Origin of the sequence: Methylotenera sp. (genome assembly GCF_029945535.1) — a bacterium.
In the GTDB taxonomy this organism is placed as follows: Bacteria; Pseudomonadota; Gammaproteobacteria; order Burkholderiales; family Methylophilaceae; genus Methylotenera.
Window position 1 is genome coordinate 1 of sequence record NZ_JAQSCU010000011.1, and the last position, 19,843, is coordinate 19,843.

Here is a 19,843-nt window from a genome sequence, read left to right on the forward strand (position 1 = left end):
ATTTCTAGTGCAATTTATATTGCTAGGTGGGTCAATTCTGAGTGCAATTCAACAGCTTATTCAATTGAGAAGAGCTTTTATAAAACAGTTGATGCTCTTAATTTTCGCCAAAAGTGTGCCGTGAGTACAAAAAGAAAAAGGCCTACATCGCTGTAAGCCTTATCTTTACTGGTGGCCCCCCTGTGAGTCGAACACAGCACCAACGGATTATGAGTACAGATTACTCGGAAAAGATTCGCTTGAAAGTTGAAGATTCTTAAGAGATTTTCTTTGGGTCATTGTGCCCCACTCTAAAAACTGAACCTATACCGAAACAAGATTCCAAAAAAGGCGCTAATTTCTTCGAAAAAATAAAACGAATCAATTAGTTGGAAAACTTAAATCCGAAGGAAACCTGAAACTAGTTTGGAAAATTGCATTTTCTAAAATTACTAATCTATGCTTGATTATTTTTTTCGACGCTTTACCATGAAGCCCATTATGCCGAGACCCATTAACATCATTGCAGAAGTTTCGGCTTCAGGAACAGCGTAAGTTAACTGACCTGTAGCAGACAAATTCCATGTATCCCCAGCCCTATTTGATGGGTCCTGTCTGAATTGTGACTTTACTGTTTGTGCTACCCTGGAGCTAGTTACTGGTCTTGTAATACTATAAAATCCTAAGTCAGTACCCAAAAAAGCAGTCGTATCTATACTTTTATATTGATTAAAAACGTTACCAACACCAACTATAACACCTGAATCGAAACCACCTCCGATAACCAAACCAGTTGATGTGCCTGTAATAGTTGAATTCAAGCTTTCAAATTGGGCAATTACACCTGAACTAATGGCCTCCTCAGCCATCAATGCATCCATTTGACCGTTAGCCAAATTACCTGGCAAAGCATTTGAAGAAACTAACAATTTATCATTGGCATTATATGAAGTTGGGGCGGCAGGGTTGGATTGATAAAAACCTAGCACTTGATATCTAATACCTCCAGTAAATGCCCCGGAAATGAAGTTTGTCCAGTTAGCGTCAGCAGAGTAGTCAATTGCAATATTGCTACTACCCGTGAATGATGAAACATTACCAGCCTGACCTAAAGCAGCAATAAACGTTTTTTGTGCTGCTGCATCATAAGCTACCAAGAACATTTCATTATTTGTTAAAGCGTTTGCAAAACCTGACATTGTGATGGAAGCAAAAAATGTAACCACCAATGCTGTGAATTTAAAACTCATTTAATACCCTATTTATAAAAGTTAATTTTTAGCTTGTTACACATAATACATTTGCTTGATAGCTAAACGTTATGCCACTGTGTCCTACTCTGAAAACCGAACCCGGGCCGAGACTTAAATTCAAAAATAACTTAATTTATGCTTGTTGATTTTTGCGACGCCTTGCCATAAAGCTCATTAGACCAAGACCGATTAACATCATTGCGGATGTATCGGCTTCAGGAGTATCTGAGGTTATAGGAGTAAGAGGACCTGCAACGTAGGATAATTGACCGTTAGCTCTTAAGTGCCATGTATCAGCATTCGCGGCAACATCAGTGTATTGAGTAGTAACTTGAACGGCTAAACCAGCTGAAGAGGTAGGCCGTGTAATAGAGTAGAAATTTAAATATTCACCTAAAGCAGCCTGAGTGTTTACATTTAAGTATTGGCTAAATACATTATTCTTAACAGCACCTATACCATCTGCGCCAAAACCCGATACCAAACCAGTTGATGTACCTGTGACTGCAGCATTTAAGTACTCAAATCCACCCATAATACCTGAAGGAGAAACTGCACCTGCCATTAATTGGTTCATGCTGTTATTAGTTAATCTACCCGGAGTTGTAAGAGAAGAAACTAATAGCTTATCGTCAGCGTTATATGAAGTTGTGCGAGTTGGATCTGACTGGAATAGACCAATCACTTGATATGTAACATTTGATGACCCAGCAATAAAATTTTGCCAGTTAACATCTCCTGAATAATCAATACTAAAACTAGTTGTACCAGTGAAAGCTTGTGCAGTACCAGCTTGACCTAAGGCTGCGATAAATGTTTTTGGCGCCCAGCCGGATGTATCACTCGCCACCAAGAAAATTTCGTTGTTCGTCAAAGCATTTGCTGCACCAGACATAGCTGAAGCCACAACAGCAGCTAGAACTAAAGCGTTTAATTTAAGATTCATTTTTTTCTCTTTGTATAAACAATTTTTCAACTAACTAAATAGAAAATAAGTAAGCTTAAAAAATCTTAGCAAGATTGTTTTGACTTAAAAGTGAAAACTGCAATACACAAGATTTCTTTTATGAGATCAAATTACACCTAAATTAAGTCAGCAATAATATTAGGTGTAGTGCATTAGGTCTATTTGGCTTTACTTTAATCAAATTGATTGGATCCACTGTCTCCATGAGTGACACTTTCGTGGGCCATGAGATTAAGTGAGTTGCGAAGTTGTGATTCAAAAATCATTCCGATTTAGGCTAAAACTCTCCCCTAAAATTACCCACGCACCATGCGGCGACATCAAAAGTCCGTTTTAAATAAAATAGAGTCGCCCGCGACTTTTCCGGGGGTGCAGGGGACGGGACCTATCCGACTCGACCCGACAGCGTACGCAGGCGGAGTTTTTTCGAGGCGACGATACTCTGCCCATGCCATCAAATTCTTTTGTGACTTAGGACACGGCCCGTGCGAAAAAATTTTGCAGTAAATATTAAGCAATTCGCAAAAATAAAATAAGAAGGCGAGCAGGATTCTTTCACCCTAACTCACCTTTAAATTTACTTACACTTCAACAAGTGTTTCTTATTTCATCGCTCCTTTGATGATATGTGAAGCATAGCCTGCACCATATTGAGCATTTCAAAGTTTTCACTATATTTGCGAGTTTTCATTCTAAGATTTAGTAATCAATAATCTATTTGACATAATTTACTATTATTATTAATTAGCCTAGAAGCCAACGTCTATATTCCACATAAATCTAGTTTTATTCTATTTAGGATACCGAGAGTTAAGCTGTGAATACAAAAAAACCTATTGCAGGAATAGACTATTGGCCTAATGAGAATGAGTGGTTAAACCCTACCCCTGAACAACCAACGCTGTTTCATCAAGCGCTTCTATTTATATTACTGTTTGTATGTTTGCAATTTAGTTGGCTATCGGTAAGAGATTATACTTTTGGTCATTTTATTCGAGGCGAAATTACAGTTAAACCTGTAGTGACGCTAATTAATTTACTCTCACCTCAGATTCATGCAGTTGCATTTGGTAATCAAATTATCGCACATGGCGGAGGCTTGATTATAAAATTAGGCTGTGAGGGAGTTGAAGCTTTATTTATTCTAATTGCAGCAATTGCAACAACCTCATTATCAAGAGCATCTATGCTAAAGGGCATATTTATAGGCGCAATCTATATTTATGCATTAAACCAAGCACGCATATTGATATTGTTCTATACCAATAGAACGGATAAAGTGCTATTTCATTTATTGCATACAACCGTTGCACCAATGGTGTTAATTGCCTTGGTAGGATTATTTTTTCAATGGTGGTTGAAAACCCATCAAAGCTCCAATTAGCCCCCAAACATAGATCATGCAATTCCAGCGTATCTCATTATTTTTTGGAGTCGGTTTGCTATTGCTAATACTGACCCACCGTTATGCTAATTTAATCATCAATACCATTATTCCTCTTTATGAATGGATGGTGCACCAAATTGATTATCGCTTTGATAAAACTATGCTCTATATTGCAAATTTTCAAGGTGAAAGCTATCTACAGTTAGACGTGGAAATTTCGCAACCATTTTGGTTAGGTTTACAGAAAATTGCACCCACTCAACCCATTTACAACTCCACAGGGATGGCTGTTGCAAATGTTTTGCAACCAATTGTACTGATTTTCACAATTGTTTTGGCATGGCCCGTTAAGCACTGTATTGTTCTGATATATCGTATTTTATGTGCGCTTCCAGTTATTGTATTTTTGATGTTGTTTGACATTCCATTTCAATTGGTAAATAGCAGTTGGCAAGGTTTAGAGCAAACCCTTAAGTTAAATATAGCGACTACGAAATGGTTTGCTTACTGGAGTGACTTTTTAAACGGTGGCGGGCTAATGGCGTTAAGTATTACCGGTGGATTATTAATCATCGCCTTAGTCGATATCATTCCAAACGCTATTAAATCAACCGCCTTGAACGTAAACTCAGCAACATTAGAATAGTTGCCATCAGCAACATACCCCATTCAGGAAGTGTAGGCACGTCTGCATCGTTTTGATTTGTGTTAAGCGCTATTGCAAGAATACTGTCGTTATTTGATGCAGTGCTATCTGGTACATCAGAGCTTACACTAGATGAAATTGACGTACTCGCAGTTATGCTATTCCAAGTAAGTTCAATGATGAAAGACTGTGTAGCACCGCTCGTTAACGTATCAACTGAGCAACTGACAATACTGCTACTTAATGAACAAGTACTAGGTGCTGATACAAAGCTAGCACCAACAGGAATTATTAGTGTTACCTGTACGTTGGAGGCTGATTGTGGACCAGCATTACTTACATTCAGCGTATAACTACTAGTACTACCTAAGCTAATACTTGTTGGGCCAGATATACTAGAAGATAAATTTGCTTGTGCACTAGTATTTAAACTCCAATTTAAAGCAACTGCTCCTTCTGAGTTGTTCGCTCCATCCACAGCAAATTGATACTGTGTGCCCGCCACGGCTTGAAAAACTAAATTGCTGGTGTTGAGGTTTCCATTGTTGTCATTTGCAGCCTTTTTGCTTAATGCATTTACACTTGTACCAGTATATACGGCAAGCAAGGTATCAAAACTACTACCAGTGCTATATAGAGTCACCTGACCAGAAGATGGTGCTGTCCATGCCCACCATATTGAACTGCCACCGCTATTGTTTGCATGATTAGGCTCTCCAGTTTCTTTGGTCCCTAATAAAGTATTTCCGCTAGCACTTCCTGAAGTACCGCTTAAGCTAGTTCGATTTAGAAATGTGTCATTAGCAGGTCTGGCGGCGGCTACTAAGTTTAGACGTGGTTTAGTAATGCTGTTTCTTGTATCAATCACTGGCACACCAGTACTTGTTAGGCGTGATTGTGTTTGGACCAGCGTTTCGTTAGGAAAGGCTGCCCTTAAAACCGCTACAGCCCCAGTAACATGTGGGGCGGCTTGTGAAGTGCCGCCGTAAGTCACCCCAGCTGCAGTAATAAGAGCACCAGGTGCCAGCATTGTTAAATAGCTTGCGCTGTTAGAAAAACAAGTGACCTTATCTGCGGATGTTGTGCTATCTGTGCAACTAGGGGAAGTAGCCCATGTCAGCGAGCCAGCGTTTGAATCATAAACTGCACCGACAGAAATAGCCGCTGGCGCGCAAGCTGGGCTTGTTAACCCATTAGTGAATGTAGAGTTGCCAGAAGCGACAACAACACTAATCCCCGCATTTTTTGCGTTAGCAATTGGTGTAGTTGACCAATCACTCGAACATGTTGAGGTGTACTTAGTAGAGCCACCTAAACTCATATTAATCGCAACAATATTGAGTGATGTTCGGTTGCTAATAGACCAGTTGATTGCAGAAATAATGTCAGATGCTAATGCGCCACTTGAGCTATCAAACACATTGAGCGCTGCAATTTTACTGCCAGGTGCTACGCCTAAAACAATTGCGGATACATTATTGCCATGACTATGATCGGTTGCTGGGGAGGTTGCAAATGAATTTGAAGCGACTATGGGGCAGGTAGAGGGCGTATTTACTCCAGTACAAGGGCTGAATGCAGAATTGCTAATATCTAATCCTGAATCAATCACAGCAACAGTAGCACCAGTGCCCAAATATGCGGAATTGCCAGTTCCAACTGCAGCAACACTTGGTTGGTTAATTAAAGGCAGACTTTCAGCCAATCCAAAGTGCATTTTTTCATTTAAATATACGGCTTTAACACCAGCAGTAGCTAAAAGTGCATCAAGCCCTTCTCTAGTAGAAAATCGCTTTAAAGACATCGGCAGGTGTTGATATTCTTTCAGATGCTTAATATCTGATCGTATAAGCGACTGATCCACTTTACCTTTCAAACCAAGATATTTATCTGCCTTATAACGCAAGATAGCTTCATCATCGGTATGATTAAATATCTTATTACGCATCCCCTTAGCCGTTTTTTCAATCAAGGTGTCATCATATTCCACAATTAAATCGATTGCATTACCTTGTGAAAGTTGTTGAATTGCTTGGGCTGGAGCAGTTGCAGCCAACAACTCGTTTGTACCCAGCATCAACAACTGTGCTAATAATACAAAAGTAACTGAGATTTTATTGCTTATAGATACCTGCATAGAAACTAACTTAATACTCAACAGCCTCGGATGCTGTTAAGTTAGTTTAAGTTTGTGACATCAGAATTATGCTAGGACTAACGAAAAAATTTATTGTGAAGTCTTTAATTAAAACATATTCTTTATACCTTTTATAACGGGTCCGATTTGGTTTTGTCGTCACGCGTTATTAATAGATATATGGTGTAAGTTAGTTGCGAAGTTGTGATTCAAAATCCGTTGCGATTCGCGCTATAAAATCTCCCCCAAAATTGCCCAGCGCCATACGCCGTATGCAAAAGTCGGTTTTAAATAAAATAAATCCCCTCGCGACTTTTCCGGGAGTGAGGGGCGGGACTTGCCCGACTCGGCCCGACGGTGTGCGCAGGCGGAATTTTTTCGCGGCGGCGATACTCTGCCCATCCCGTAAAAAATTTTTGGGCCATAGGGCACGGCGCGAGCGAAAAAAATTCGCTGTAAATATTAAGCATTTCGCAAAAATAAAATAAGAAGGCGAGCAGGACACTTTCGCCCTAACTCGCCTATAAACTAACTTAAACTACAACAGGTACTTCTTGTTTCATCGCTCCTTTGATGATTGCTGAAGCATTGTCACTCGCGTCATTTAATGACTTCATTGAAAGGTGCGCATACCGCTGTGTAACAGATGGATCACTATGGCCAAGTATCTGCTGTACGATGTAAAGACTGCTACCTGAGTTAATTAAGTGGGATGCTGCTTGATGCCTCAGGTCGTGTAGCCTCAAATGAGGAAGCCCAGCTTTCTTTCTCAATTTATCCCAAACCTTGGCAATAGATACATACGGTAATTTAGTCTTTTTGTTAATAAAAAGATTATCATGAACGCCTTCACTATCCAACTGATTTAAAACGGTAATTGCGGTAAAATTTAAAGGTACGGGCCTCATACGTTTACTTTTACTGTTAGAAGCTAAAACACGAAACACACGTTTTTCTTTGTCTACCTGCGACCATGTAGCGGAAAGAACCTCCCCTAAACGGCAGCCAGTGGCTAAAAGAAACATCGTAATAAGACAAACAGATCTGCAAGAATCAGTTCTCAGGACCTCCAGTAAGTTACCAAGTTGCGCGTCATTCATATACCTTTCCTGCTTATTGTCTTCTTCGAACATTTGAATACGGCTGGCTGGGTTCTTTTCCAGCATATCCCATGAAATAGCCAAATTAAACATTCTACGAATCAGCTTAGCATGGTGGTTGGCCGATGCGGCGGCCAGCCCTTCATTGAGTACACTCGCATGAAAATTTTGCACCTGTAATCGCGTAATTTGATTCAGACGTTTATTTCCCAGTACCGCTTTAATACGTAGACGGTACAACTCTTCATCTCGAGCCCACGAGCGCTTATGACTTTTTGCATAGGCTAAATAATGGTCATTAAAGAAGTCATCAAGAGTGATTACGGCTTTAGCGGCTTTCTCATCGGCTCTCGGATTGCCTCCAAGAGCTACTTCAGCTCGTAATGATTTTGCGTGGCTTCTTGCTTGAGCTAAAGTTATGTCAATGCTACCTCCTAGCTTAGTAGTTTGAGTATGAGAATTCACGTCGCGATACCTAAAGTACCACGTCGATTGTCCTGTTTCACGAACTTCCAGAAACAAACCTGCTAAGTCTTTATCGCAATACTCTATACGTCGTTTACCCTGACTTGTTAATTCTGAAATCATGCTCTGTGTTAAGTGTATTACTGGCATAGTTGAACCTCCATATTAAAAATTAATTGTTGAAGTCTGCGGCCTGAAGTAGCACCGCAGTCTGATAAAACCGAAAGTTAAAAATCTTCTTCTAATGCGGATGGCATTTCAGCCTTGGGGATTAACTGCATTTGATCATGCGTAACATCTGAATCGTCCGTAACGCTAGAGCCTTCGCCACCATTAGCTTCCGCAGCGTCGTTACCTTGTGACGGCAATTCTGAGGGTGCTAAGTAGCGCGCAAATGCATCAGTGAATTGCGATAAGTCGTATCCTTTGAGTGTATTCGAATGGCCAAACCGAACGGTTTTTGAGCTAATGTCATACGGGCGCAGTTGTTTAGCCAATTGACTAGGTGACAGCGGTTTACCTCTGTTGTAGGTAGCCCATGGCAGTTCTTCGTCGTCAACCAGAGTTGCAATTAGACCTGCAGTGCTGATTCTTTCAACCTTTTTACTTGCAAATACTTGTTGTATATCCATCAGCAATTGATTGGCAACACTGACTGACTTTTCACCTGAGTTTGAGAGCTTCAATGCGGCAGCTATGGCTCGCTTGAACCATTCCTCACCAGCGCAATAAGCAATCGATAGTAGCCCAGACCAATTGTCTTGATCTCTGTCACTAAGCGCATCTGGCAATACTGTGCGTGCCGCTCTGACTTGTTGAGAATAATCTTCAGAAAAGCGTGCTAATTTAGAGGCTATGGTTGTGAACAAGTCTTTTTCGGCATGGCGTAATCTTGAAACTGACTCATGTGCTAATTTACGACGTAGATGAATAATTATGGCGCGGCTCAAAGTAGAATCTGGGAGGTGCTTCTCGAGACAAATACCAGCGAAAGCCTTAGCGCCCCACACTCTAAACATTTTCGGTTCGTGATTTTCTCCTGTCACTCTGATGACATAGGCATTAGTACGAGTATGACCCGCATTGATGAGCCCTTTAATCTCATTGTTTTCTCTGATGAAGGTGTCGGCCTCGTCAATAAATAATGTGGGGCCATACAATTCGCATGCTCGAAATAATGCTGCTGTTGAACAATTACTTGCAGAAAGTGGCTTATACGATAAGCGGCTCGCACAATCTAACAGTTGAGATTTGCCGCAAGCCTTTTCAGGTGCGTTGACTAGTAGAAGCGGTGCTATTTCTACATCATCAATTAGCCATGTGAAGGCGACCCAAAGCGCGATTGCATAAGCTTGCTCTATATCTAGTACGATGTAGGTTCGGATGGTAGATACAATTTCATCTAGCAGATCTGCAGGTACTATGGGTTCTTCGTAAGGGTCAACATCTGGAAACGGTAAGCGATCTTCATTGCTATTGACTTCACTACGCGCAGTCTTCACTAGTGTATCTAGCGTTTTAACTTGAATGCCTAATAACTTTGATTTTTCTTTGCGGGCGCGATCGTAATCCATCGGGCTTAATAATGCTAAGCCTGCAATTACTTCACTCTCGCTTGGCTGCGTTGCCGGGTCGCTGGTAGGCAACGATTGAGCTTCACCCCCTAAGGGTGTGCCATTGACGGGACTAATAGGTAGGGAATTTAATTCTGACATTATTTGCTAACCTCTAATTCAGCAATTAACGCTTCTAAACAAACAATAAAGTCTGTAGTAGACCTTTGAATACAATGATAATGCTGGCACTTAAACCCTCCATTTGAGTTATTGCCTTTGCCATCAAAGTAAACTGTGCCGTTATCTCGTCCTTTTGTGTGTTCAGCTACCCATGGACAAGTGATAGCGTGCTTACCATTACCCAATGATTCTTTATATAAACCTAGAGTCTTTAAGGCTGTAATAACTGAATTATCTTCAGGAGAAGGTAGAAGTGATGCTAAGAGCTGCTCTTGTGTAACTTTAGTTGGTTTCATTTAGGTATCCTTTTATCTGTATTTTTAGTTTCACTTCAATATTGCAAAAGAAGTGGTCTTAGCAAGAGTTGCTGATAGGTGATTTTTAAGGTTACGTCGCTATCGCTGCTCTTAATATACATACGTTACTGGTAACTTTTTTCAGGAAAATTGACGTGTTATTTTTATAAATATCCTATTAATATCAATAAGATAAAATATTTAAAAAATATTTTAATAAGAAAATAAATGTAGGGTTACTGGTAACAGCAAGGTAAAATCAATAGGTTCATAGTCTTGTAATTCAGGTGTGTTAAGCTAGTTCCACACGATAAAAAGGACATGAATAATGAGTGCATCTCTCACCATAGAAGAAGCGTTATCGCTTTTGGTCAATATGGATTTCATACCGGATGGTGAAACTGTTTTGAGCATGGCTGAAGCTTTTTTGGAGGAGGCTACAGCGGAATATAAAAACGCTAATAACTTAGATAATCCACTGCGGAAGCGGCTTGAAATTCGCATGGATGTCTGTGAAGCTAGGTGCAAACTTGTACAAATGCTGATGGATTCACTTGCTGAATACGAATTTAATGCAAATGAGTCATTAATTGAGTACGACGAGGATACATCTATTGGGAACCCACTTTTGACACGCTTTAGTCTTGGTAAATGGGCTTATGATCGCTTTGGGATTAACATCCCAAACATAGGATTGTTTGAAGGAATTTCAATCGAAAATGTTGCGAAACTGGCAAAACTCATTTCTCACAACAATGCAAAACAACCAAGCTGGCAGGATGTCACTATCAAAATTCAAGCTAATTACAAGATAAGATATTCGCTTAATGGAACTAGCTGGAAACTTACATCTTTTTTTGATATTGGCCTTATGGGTTCTCGTAAGACTACACCGAATGGGCTTGGCTCTATTTTAATAGGTCTAAGTATTAAGGAAAAATACCCATCAAATGGCGTCGCTCAGGGTAAACATAGGAAAGCCATTGCAATCCTCAGTAAACATCTCTTTGAATTGACTAAGGTGTCAGGCAAAGCATTCTATAAAGCTGGTAACGATGGCTATAAACCTAATTTCAAATTGATAGACGATACAAGAAATGCTGATGAAAGAGCCAAAAAGGAAGCCGTGCACGTTAATTACGATGACCAGGCAGAGGCAAAAAATTATGATAATCATGGAGTTGGTAAAAATGAGCCGGGAAGTAAATATCTTGAAGAGCATGACAAATAAAATTTATAGTATTTAAATTTGCCTAGCAATTATTAGATATGTTTCATTACGGCGAATTTCCCGTTTTTCGCGCACCCCAACAAAAACTGCCCGTTTTGCCGCCACGCCGCCACGTTCGATACGGGGCATGGCTCTTGGCGTTTCAGCTCTGTGGCGGGTAATTTTTTGTGCCGACTCGCGCGGTCTTTTGTGACGGGACGTTTCGGCAACGCGATTTTAGCCGAAACGCAGAAACCCATGCCGTGATTGGCACTGCGGAAAATGTGTCGGCGTGGCGGCAAAAATTCGGGGGTGGCGCGCGGTAGGTAAAAATTTTCGGTATGGGTATTTTTACGTGAATAACTTGGCAAGGCAGACGCAGGTAATCTGTGTATTTTAAATGGATGACCGAGTGCTATAGACTGGTATAACTGTCGCTAACATATTCAATTAAAGAACTCATAAGTGGGACAAAGCAGTCAAACCGTTTTGCAACGTCAATGAGTACTGTGAACCCAAAGCTTACATTTTTAAATGATTAATACTATTTGTTTTCTATACTATAGTCCGATCGGCCTACGTGGATTCGGCGGTGTGTCATGAAAATAACATTCAACATAATCACAATGATTCAAAGGGCAAGAATGTTTAAATACATGTTACTTAATGTAGCTTGATTTTTTCTAATAGCTCACTGGGAAATTTAATATTAATACCTTATTAGCCAGCATATCCTGATGCACGGGATAAATAAATCATCACCTCTTGAAAAACTATAATGAAACAGCAGACAATAATACTTCTTTCGTCTCTATTGATCGCATTCACGCTTACTGGGAATGCTGCAACTTCAGGAGGTTCAGGTGGGGGCGTGATCATTGTAGGAACTTCTCCCGATACATATGTGAGCGTTGACGTATACGTCCAGCCTGGGGAATGGACACAGAATACTGGGCTTGAGAAAAGAAGCTTATCAAATGTAAGCGGCTCCGCTGCGGCAGGGAATGCCAGCTCAAATGCTTCAGCTGATGTGCCGCAAGGGTATTAAGTGCGTTCGCCAACGCAGGTAATGAGCCTTTTTTTTCACAGTCTGCTGTGGCTTCGGCAAATGCAAGTTTTCGCGATAAGCTTACAGTCATAAGTTCAGGTACATCAAATAAAGCAGTGTTGCATGCGAAGCTTACCGGAAGTATTACTCCAGGCTTAGGTGATGAAACTTTTGACTATGCAACTTTTGATTTAGGCGTAGTCACTGGAAGTGGTGTTCAACGTATTGATGGTTTATTTACTGCCAATCCCGTGTCTTTTTGTAACCCCATATTTGAAGGTTACCCCAGAGACTGTGTTGCTGATGTTAAGCCTAACTATCAAACTGATATCGCATTTAATCTACCTTCGGATGGAGGAACATTCCAGATATTTGGCACTCTCTTCGCTCAGGCAACTAATGGTTCGGTGATTGACTTTAACAATGGTTTCCACTTTTGGCTAGAAGTACCAGAAAACACAGTGTTACAATCTCTATCCGGTTTCCCAGTAACCCCAGTACCTGAGCCAGAAACTTACATATTATTACTTTCTGGTTTGGGGCTATTGGGTGTGGTTGCACGTCGAAATAAACAAGTAAATCGCCACTAGATTACTAGATACTTTTGACCAGATACCTGATGTCAAAACATTCAAGGCGAGCGACAACTTTGGGCCCTAAGCGGCCTGTCATCAAATAAAAACCTCAATGATTTTTCAAGTTTAAGGTGTACTTTAGTTAAATGATTTGCGTCCGTACTTGCTATTTATTATTATACGGACAGAGCAAACACTAACTATAAGATTTAAAAAGAAAAACAACATGTCAAAATCAATATTCACAATATTATTATACGGACGCGTGCGTCCGCTTAATAACAGTTAGGTTTTAGTCAAGGGAAGTAACGGTTATGCAATTCGCAGTCGCACTGATTGAGTATTTGATTTCAGGCATAGTCGCTTCTGTTTGGGTAGTGGCGCTTTTAACGTACTACGGTGATATTACTATTACTGAACTTAAGGGCCTCAAAGACGAACTTGCTGTGGCAGCAGTGGTTTATTTTCCCCTTGCTTACATTCTTGGAATATATGTGGATGCCACATCGTCATTTTTAATCAGAAGAATGATAGGCATTGACAAGAATGCCAACGCTAAGTATTCGGCTTATAACTGCATCCGCTCTAAAATTGGTCGTTTTTTCTACTTTATAGCCGGAACCCCAAAACCAGACTCGTATGAAAGAAGCTCAGAAATACTCTCACACTCAATTTCCGATGCAGTAAGGACCATGGAAGCCTACGTGAGTCGCGACCGAATCGCTCGCGGGGTTGCATTAAATTCATTCATTGGTGTCTTTGTGTCGCTCCTTTGTGCGCCTCCAGACAAAAGATGGCTACTGTCACTCGTCTGCATCGTCTTAACCATATACTCACTAATAATGTATAAACGCCTACGTCGGCTTTCGTCACATTTCAAGAAAGTTGCTCTGGTTCATATTCGGAAGACCAATCCGCAAAAATGAATCACACACCTAACATGGCGGTCAACATGGACGCTCCGCCGATAAAACCGGCTCCGCGCCCGTTACCTTTACGTTAGACGTCAAACACCATGCTCAGCACTTTCGGATTATTCGGTGTTACCTTGCTTATCGCTGCGATACCGCTGGGCATTAAATCGAACAGGCGTCTTCGTCTCTATCAGCGAGCGCAGGAGTGGCCGAAGGTCCGCGCTACAATAGTTAAGTCATCAGTTCGAGAGTCAACTGACAGCGATGGAACGTCATTTCTCCCTGAGCTCTCGTATCGTTACTCTGTAGACGGAACCGAATACAACTCATCCGAGCACACTGAAGGCCTCCCTTTTCCGAGCACGGAAGAAGCCGCACGCCAAATGGTAAGGAGTCTTCCGGTTGGGAGCAACGTTGACGTTGCGGTGAGCCCTACTGACCCGAAATGTGCCGTCCTAGACACTGGGTACCCCAAGATGTGGCAAATCCTGCGCCGAGCAAGCATGGTTTTTTTCGTTGTTGGCGCCGCGATTGCCTTACATGAAGTGCTCTTACCAAAATGACGTTGGATACCTGTTCACAGTCAGCTATGGGGATTTTGCAGCCTACCAACCTTGATTTACGTTCGGCTGGATTGGGTCGAATGTGAAGGTTAGTGCTGTCTGCTTTCAGATGTTCCAATAGCAGACTTTTGACTTGAAAGCTTCGGGCCCATAGCGGACGATAAAAACTCACTAAAGTCGTCAGTACCATGAGTGCTATCAACAGCAGTGCTAAAAAGATTGAAGACATTATTTCTGTGATTGACGGAATTGCCTTCCAAACCAATATTCTTGCATTAAATGCTGCTGTAGAAGCCGCAAGAGCCGGTGAGGAAGGTCGTGGCTTTGCTGTAGTTCCAGGTGAGATACATAACCTTGCCCAACGCTCAGCTAGTGCTGCAAAAGAGATCAAAGACCTCATTTCTGACTCTGTCAGTAAAACCGCGGAAGGAACAACGCAGGTTGAGCAAGCTGGTAAAACCATGCAAGAAATTGTCACTTCTGTACAACGAGTGACGGACATCATGCTTGAAATCACTGCAGCATCTACAGAGCAAAGTGCAGGCATTGACCAAGTCAACGCAGCCGTCACGAACATGGACGAAACTACTCAGCAAAATGCAGCTTTGGTTGAGGAAGCCGCTGCTGCAGCTGAGTCATTAGTTGAACAAGCTGGGAGCCTAATTGATGTGGTAAGCGTGTTTAAGTTGAGTGGAGACAGCGCCATCTCGGCAAGAAAGCCTAAAAGTCATTCGCAAGTGCGCTTAGTGTCTTCAAAACCAAATTCACGGGCATTTGTTGGTTAGAAGTTGCGCACGAAAAGAATTATATGAGTTACTTTTGAAGGGTTTGTTTACTAAACGTAAGACAAACCCCGTCATAAATAACGGACAGACTATACTTATATAAATCTTTGAAAGAAAATATAATCTGTCTCATTAGTTTATAAAGTTATTTTGGGCAAACCCATCGTGAGATGGTGACGCAAAGCTTCCGGCCTTTTATCCAAAGGTAGCGGGGTCGCAGGCAGACATTATGCCTTATTGCCCTTACTCATTCAAAAGAAGGGTATTCCTGTGTCATCATTTGCAACAACTATAAGTCTAAATTCACGTACGTCACATTCAGCATTTTCCCATCCGTGCATCTTAAAAGTTTATCAACTATGTTTCCGTTGATAGCCTTCGCTGAAATTAATAGCTAGTCTCACCATCTCTGTAAAAAACTTCATAGGCAAGTCTGACCTATAAAACTATGACTATCTTATGGTTAAAATTTGCAATGAAATGCTACGATAAATATGGTGAAAATTGGAGTAACCACAATGAGTCCTAATTTATCCATTACTGAAAGTGTCACTCAATTATCATCTAATCCACTAAGTGGTGTTGGTGAGTAACGTAACAAATAATATCTCACCATCTTTTAAGTTAACTATTAAATAAATCGATACATGTCTAATCTAAATACCAAATTTCTTGTCGTGGACGACTTCTCAACCATGCGCAGGATCGTACGCAACCTTCTCAAAGAGCTGGGTTACAACAATGTTGAGGAGGCGGAAGACGGCGTTGTCGCCGTCAAAAAACTCCAGGGAGGTGATTTTGATTTCGTCGTTACAGACTGGAACATGCCAAATATGGATGGGCTTCAGCTTTTGCAGTTTATCCGCTCTGACACAGACTTAAAGCATGTGCCAGTATTGATGGTGACCGCAGAAGCTAAAAAAGAAAATATTATTGCAGCAGCTCAAGCAGGCGCTAATGGTTATATCGTTAAACCATTTACCTCAGTGACTTTAGGTGAAAAATTATCCAAGATATTTGAAAGACTTGAAAAGGTGGAGGCTTAATCATGAATAGTAGTTCTTTGCAGAATCATATGGTGGAATCAGCTCCTCTAAACATAAATGATGAGATGCTAAATCGTATTGGACAAGTAACTAGAGCTCTCCATGAAAATTTAAGAGGCTTGGGGCTGGATAAAGTGATTGAACAAATTGCAAAAGACATGCCAGACGCATGTGAACGATTGCATTATGTAGCAAGAATGACTGAGCAGTCAGCTCAACGCGTGCTAAATGCAACAGATTTAGCAATGCCTATTCAAGCAAGTATAGCGTCTGAATCAGCCTTGCTTAAACAAAATTGGCAAAGAGTGAAGTTAGAGCCATCTTTGAAGGCCGAATATAACGAAACTGTCGAGGAAACTTTGACATTCTTAACATTGACTGAGAAACAATCATTAGAATCTAAAGCATTGTTGATGGACATCATGATGGCTCAAGATTTCCAAGACTTGACGGGGCAAGTGATCAAGAAAATTATTGCACTGACTCAGGATTTGGAGAATCAATTAGTCCAGGTTCTCGTTGACTTTTCACCAGCGATCAATAAAAAAGAAAGCAGCTTCAACCAAACATTGATTAATGGTCCACAAGTTTCCATACATGCAACAGATTCATTTGCCAATCAGCAACAAGTCGATGATTTATTGGATGACTTGGGATTTTAGTTATTTAACAGATTTGTCTTTTCAGCGGGTGTAAACAGATATTAATACTTAAGCATTGATGTTAGTTATACAGCAAGACTTTTGACTTAATCATTTCTAAGCCATAAAGGTGGTATTACCACAGTCATTTATAAATCTCACTCTAAACTTTTGACCGTCTGCAATGGGTCGACTTTTGTCTGTGACAGGGAAAGGTTGACTGTCAGCTAAGGGGATTTAAGCCGACATACATTTATGATTTTTTATGAATGATTACTCTGATACAATTTATTACAGATAACGAAAATATCACGACTGATTTCAATTACCCCTGCAAAAAAAAAAGATAGCCCGCGATAACGCGTGCAACCCCTAGCCGAAACTGGCACTTTTGGCGCCACGCCGCCACATCCCTTTGTTTACAAGGCTCTCAGCGTTTCGGATCCGTGACGGGAAATTTTTCGTGTCGGCACGCGCAACTAACGCCAGATATTTTGTGACGGCTCGTTACGGCAACGCAATTTTTACCGAAACGCAGAAACCGATGCCGTGATTAGGTCTGCGAAAATGTGGCGGCGTGGCGGCAAAAATTCAGGACTGCGCGCGAAAGAATTTCATGAAATTTGCAAAGCTCTATATGCATTCAGCATTTATTCTTACCTATATAGCATATATGTAACAGTATGGTTACTTTCCTCCCCACTGTAACAATTGGGGGTCCTATCGGACTATATTTGGAGAGTTTTCCTTAACTCTCATTTCACATTCAAAGCGTAAAGTTGATGGGTAAGATAATTTATCTATCAACAATGACATAGTCAACATAGATGGTCAGTAATGATGTGCAGCAAATGGCCAACGAACGTAACTTCATAATCACTATTAATGAATGTAGATGAATGCTTAACAAGTTCAGGTGGATCAATGTCCTCGTGATTTCACCAGAATTTCAAATAAAAAGTTTTATAAGTTTGTAATCATCTTAATTGTTAATAAAGGAAAGAACATGATCAAATCATCGCTTCAATTAAAAGTACTCGCCAGCCTTTTGCTAGCTTTCGCTGGCAATGCATTTGCTGACACTTATACCAATGTGCCGAGTGGCGCTAACACTGGTTCACCGTTTGCTTACTTTGGTAACGCTGCAAATCCAAGCGGTGACTCGCCTAAGGTAGGCGAAGTGTTCTCCCTAATCTCAAACTCGACTCTGTCATCTTTCAGTTTCTATGCGCTGGGAAATATTACTTCATCGCTTCAACTTAATGTTGCACAGTGGAATCCAGGCACAAACGCTAAGAACCAAGCAACTAATTTGGTCGGCTCATCCCTGTTGACAACAACTGGTTCAGCTGTAGAGACTTTTAACTCAACTGGTGGCTTTACCACTATTAGTTTCAACAACCTTGGTTTGAACCTGAATTCCAATACCAAGTATATTGCATACCTGACCAGCAATGATCCTACTGTAACGGGCATTCAGTTATCTCGCACACAAACTACGGCAGATACTTCTGGCTTCGGTATTGGCAATGCTTATCTAAGCACAGTTCCAGGTACTGGCTGGCAGTTGCCTTTCAACGGTAATGGTTTCTTAAGTTTACAATATACTGCAGTTACTGCTGCGGTACCTGAAGCTGACAGTTCAGCCATGATGTTGGCCGGCCTTGGCTTGATGGGTTTTGTGGCACGCCGCCGTAGCAAGCACCAAATCTAATTAGATTGTTTCTTATTTAGGAATGCCACGGGGGCTTAGGCTCCCGTTTTCGTTTGCAAGCATTAAGATGTATATGTAATTCGAAAGCTTCATTTTAGGAATTTTAACCGTTTCTAATTATTTATAGATTTTGTTGCATGGTTAAAGTTTAGTAGTAATATATTCGAAACTAATTCTTACAAATGTAGTTTTCTGAATTGCGAAAGGTTAGCAAAATGAGAAATGTTAATCAGGATTATCTGGCAAAAGTCACTAATTTATCAGAGGAAAATATTGATGGTCTGTTCAATCGTTTTCGTCTTGAGTTGGTGCGCTTCTTTGAAGAGCAGAAACTGAGTATTGAAGAAGCGTTCGCTATACAACTTGAAGTTGAAGATCAACAGCTTCAGGAATGGCGTGAGAATAGGGTTAAGTTAAACGAAGTATTTAAATACTCTTAGTTTATTAAACTTGATATTAGAAGTTTTTTCTTCTGCGACGTTTGGCTAAACTTAATTGAATATTGTTAAGTGTAAAATCATCTAACAATGGATCAGAAAATTTAAGGCTGTAATCTTGCTCGATTAAACAAGCCTGCTGTTGATTAAGTTTAGATAAGTCATGAGCAGTATCTGTATTGGAATGCAAGCTTCTAATATAGTAGGCTATGGTGTTATCAGCTTTTAACCAAGCGACGCCGTGGGCAATCCATTCATTCTCATTTACATTGTAAGATACTTTGAACTGGATATAGTCGATATCATATTTCACCAGTTTGAAAACTAGCTTATTAGGAATATGCAAATTCAGTTCGTTGTTACTAATACTTAGATTCACAAACTCTTGCCGCTAAATACAAAGAAAACATTATACCCGCTATCATTATTGCGACTTATTTTGCATATTGAATTTTATTGCTTTGAACGGAATGACTCTTTCTTTTTAATTCACAAATTATAAAAAATATATGTGAATCACCTACCCCAATAGGAGCAGGTTAATTCAATGCGTCACTGTTAATGACGCTCTGCTAATTTGTAATGCTACTTTGATATGTAAGCAAACAGATGAATGTTAAGAGGCTGATAAATGGATGGTTTATAACAAGTCCTATAAATATAACCATCCCCCATATGCCAAACGTACTTGCTGATTGATTCAAATTAAACTCTCCTGATTAGAAACCATTTTGGCTTGTCATACTGTCAGTCGATTGCGGACAATATGACACTAGCTTCTTTATGTTCCAGCATATATGCGCGTAACCAGTGATAATGATTGGCACATATTTCTGCAAATGCTGTGTTGTTACTGAAAGACAAATGACTGTAGGTATACAAGCAGGCCGTAATGCCTAAAGCATCTGCTGAAAGCTTACCTTCATAGCCATTGTCACAACTGA

Annotated in this window: 18 protein-coding genes, 1 pseudogene and 1 riboswitch; of the genes and pseudogenes, 11 read left to right on the forward strand and 8 right to left on the reverse strand. The window is 40.5% G+C overall.

All coding sequences use genetic code 11. The features are described from left to right. Positions 1 to 446 precede the first annotated feature (446 nt). Together PSU72_RS07020 and PSU72_RS07025 are read right to left on the reverse strand one after the other, a co-directional pair. Positions 447 to 1,229, reverse strand: a complete 783-nt coding sequence (locus PSU72_RS07020) for a PEP-CTERM sorting domain-containing protein (RefSeq protein ID WP_300431619.1) — start codon at positions 1,227 to 1,229, stop codon at positions 447 to 449. Positions 1,230 to 1,365: 136 nt separating this feature from the next. Continuing rightward, positions 1,366 to 2,178: a PEP-CTERM sorting domain-containing protein gene (locus PSU72_RS07025; protein WP_300431620.1), complete on the reverse strand. Its 813-nt coding sequence runs from the start codon at positions 2,176 to 2,178 to the stop codon at positions 1,366 to 1,368. 838 nt (positions 2,179 to 3,016) lie between these two features. Here PSU72_RS07025 and PSU72_RS07030 point away from each other — a divergent pair. Together PSU72_RS07030 and PSU72_RS07035 are read left to right on the forward strand one after the other, a co-directional pair. Continuing rightward, entirely contained in the window at positions 3,017 to 3,583 is a 567-nt protein-coding gene (locus PSU72_RS07030; RefSeq protein ID WP_300431621.1) for an exosortase/archaeosortase family protein, read from the forward strand. 16 nt (positions 3,584 to 3,599) lie between these two features. Next, positions 3,600 to 4,232, forward strand: coding sequence for a hypothetical protein (locus PSU72_RS07035; RefSeq protein WP_300431622.1), 633 nt, complete (start codon positions 3,600 to 3,602; stop codon positions 4,230 to 4,232). Here the strand turns inward: PSU72_RS07035 and PSU72_RS07040 are convergent. The 4 genes from PSU72_RS07040 to PSU72_RS07055 all read right to left on the reverse strand — a co-directional run bounded on the left by PSU72_RS07040 (position 4,189) and on the right by PSU72_RS07055 (position 9,966). Next, complete coding sequence (locus tag PSU72_RS07040) at positions 4,189 to 6,369, reverse strand: S8 family serine peptidase (protein WP_300431623.1); 2,181 nt, start codon at positions 6,367 to 6,369, stop codon at positions 4,189 to 4,191. The genes PSU72_RS07035 and PSU72_RS07040 overlap by 44 nt on opposite strands. A gap of 533 nt (positions 6,370 to 6,902) precedes the next feature. Then, positions 6,903 to 8,084: a site-specific integrase gene (locus PSU72_RS07045; protein WP_300431624.1), complete on the reverse strand. Its 1,182-nt coding sequence runs from the start codon at positions 8,082 to 8,084 to the stop codon at positions 6,903 to 6,905. 77 nt (positions 8,085 to 8,161) lie between these two features. Next, positions 8,162 to 9,649: a DUF3631 domain-containing protein gene (locus PSU72_RS07050; RefSeq protein WP_300431625.1), complete on the reverse strand. Its 1,488-nt coding sequence runs from the start codon at positions 9,647 to 9,649 to the stop codon at positions 8,162 to 8,164. After that, a complete protein-coding gene (locus PSU72_RS07055; protein WP_300431626.1) occupies positions 9,649 to 9,966 on the reverse strand; it encodes a hypothetical protein in 318 nt (105 codons plus the stop codon). The genes PSU72_RS07050 and PSU72_RS07055 overlap by 1 nt, the downstream gene beginning before the upstream one ends. Before the next feature lie 328 nt (positions 9,967 to 10,294). On the opposite strand from PSU72_RS07055, the gene PSU72_RS07060 reads away from it, so the two are divergent. From PSU72_RS07060 to PSU72_RS07095, 9 genes and pseudogenes are all read left to right on the forward strand, one after another. Continuing rightward, on the forward strand, positions 10,295 to 11,197 hold the full coding sequence (locus PSU72_RS07060) for a hypothetical protein (RefSeq protein ID WP_300431627.1): 903 nt from the start codon (positions 10,295 to 10,297) through the stop codon (positions 11,195 to 11,197). 1,074 nt (positions 11,198 to 12,271) lie between these two features. Beyond that, the gene (locus PSU72_RS07065) at positions 12,272 to 12,814 is read left to right on the forward strand and encodes a PEP-CTERM sorting domain-containing protein (protein ID WP_300431628.1); all 543 of its coding nucleotides are present in this window, start codon (positions 12,272 to 12,274) and stop codon (positions 12,812 to 12,814) included. Between the two features lie 299 nt (positions 12,815 to 13,113). Further along, the gene (locus PSU72_RS07070; RefSeq protein WP_300431629.1) at positions 13,114 to 13,725 is read left to right on the forward strand and encodes a hypothetical protein; all 612 of its coding nucleotides are present in this window, start codon (positions 13,114 to 13,116) and stop codon (positions 13,723 to 13,725) included. An 89-nt stretch (positions 13,726 to 13,814) separates the two neighbouring features. Beyond that, positions 13,815 to 14,276, forward strand: a complete 462-nt coding sequence (locus tag PSU72_RS14420) for a DUF3592 domain-containing protein (protein ID WP_367186083.1) — start codon at positions 13,815 to 13,817, stop codon at positions 14,274 to 14,276. 173 nt (positions 14,277 to 14,449) lie between these two features. Then, positions 14,450 to 15,061: pseudogene (locus PSU72_RS07075) on the forward strand (methyl-accepting chemotaxis protein); the annotation flags it as partial. Between the two features lie 143 nt (positions 15,062 to 15,204). Beyond that, positions 15,205 to 15,283, forward strand: a riboswitch (cyclic di-GMP riboswitch). A gap of 425 nt (positions 15,284 to 15,708) precedes the next feature. Then, positions 15,709 to 16,107, forward strand: coding sequence for a chemotaxis response regulator CheY (cheY, locus tag PSU72_RS07080; protein ID WP_300431630.1), 399 nt, complete (start codon positions 15,709 to 15,711; stop codon positions 16,105 to 16,107). A gap of 2 nt (positions 16,108 to 16,109) precedes the next feature. Then, on the forward strand, positions 16,110 to 16,769 hold the full coding sequence (locus tag PSU72_RS07085; RefSeq protein ID WP_300431631.1) for a protein phosphatase CheZ: 660 nt from the start codon (positions 16,110 to 16,112) through the stop codon (positions 16,767 to 16,769). Between the two features lie 985 nt (positions 16,770 to 17,754). Beyond that, positions 17,755 to 18,462 carry a PEP-CTERM sorting domain-containing protein gene (locus PSU72_RS07090; RefSeq protein ID WP_300431632.1) on the forward strand — a complete coding sequence of 236 codons (708 nt, stop codon included), beginning with the start codon at positions 17,755 to 17,757 and terminating at the stop codon, positions 18,460 to 18,462. A 215-nt stretch (positions 18,463 to 18,677) separates the two neighbouring features. Continuing rightward, positions 18,678 to 18,902, forward strand: a complete 225-nt coding sequence (locus tag PSU72_RS07095; RefSeq protein WP_300431633.1) for a hypothetical protein — start codon at positions 18,678 to 18,680, stop codon at positions 18,900 to 18,902. A 16-nt stretch (positions 18,903 to 18,918) separates the two neighbouring features. Here the strand turns inward: PSU72_RS07095 and PSU72_RS07100 are convergent, their stop codons facing one another. Further along, complete coding sequence (locus tag PSU72_RS07100) at positions 18,919 to 19,278, reverse strand: hypothetical protein (RefSeq protein ID WP_300431634.1); 360 nt, start codon at positions 19,276 to 19,278, stop codon at positions 18,919 to 18,921. 368 nt (positions 19,279 to 19,646) lie between these two features. Next, positions 19,647 to 19,843: antirestriction protein (locus tag PSU72_RS07105; protein WP_300431635.1), on the reverse strand; the 197-nt coding region annotated here is incomplete at its 5' end.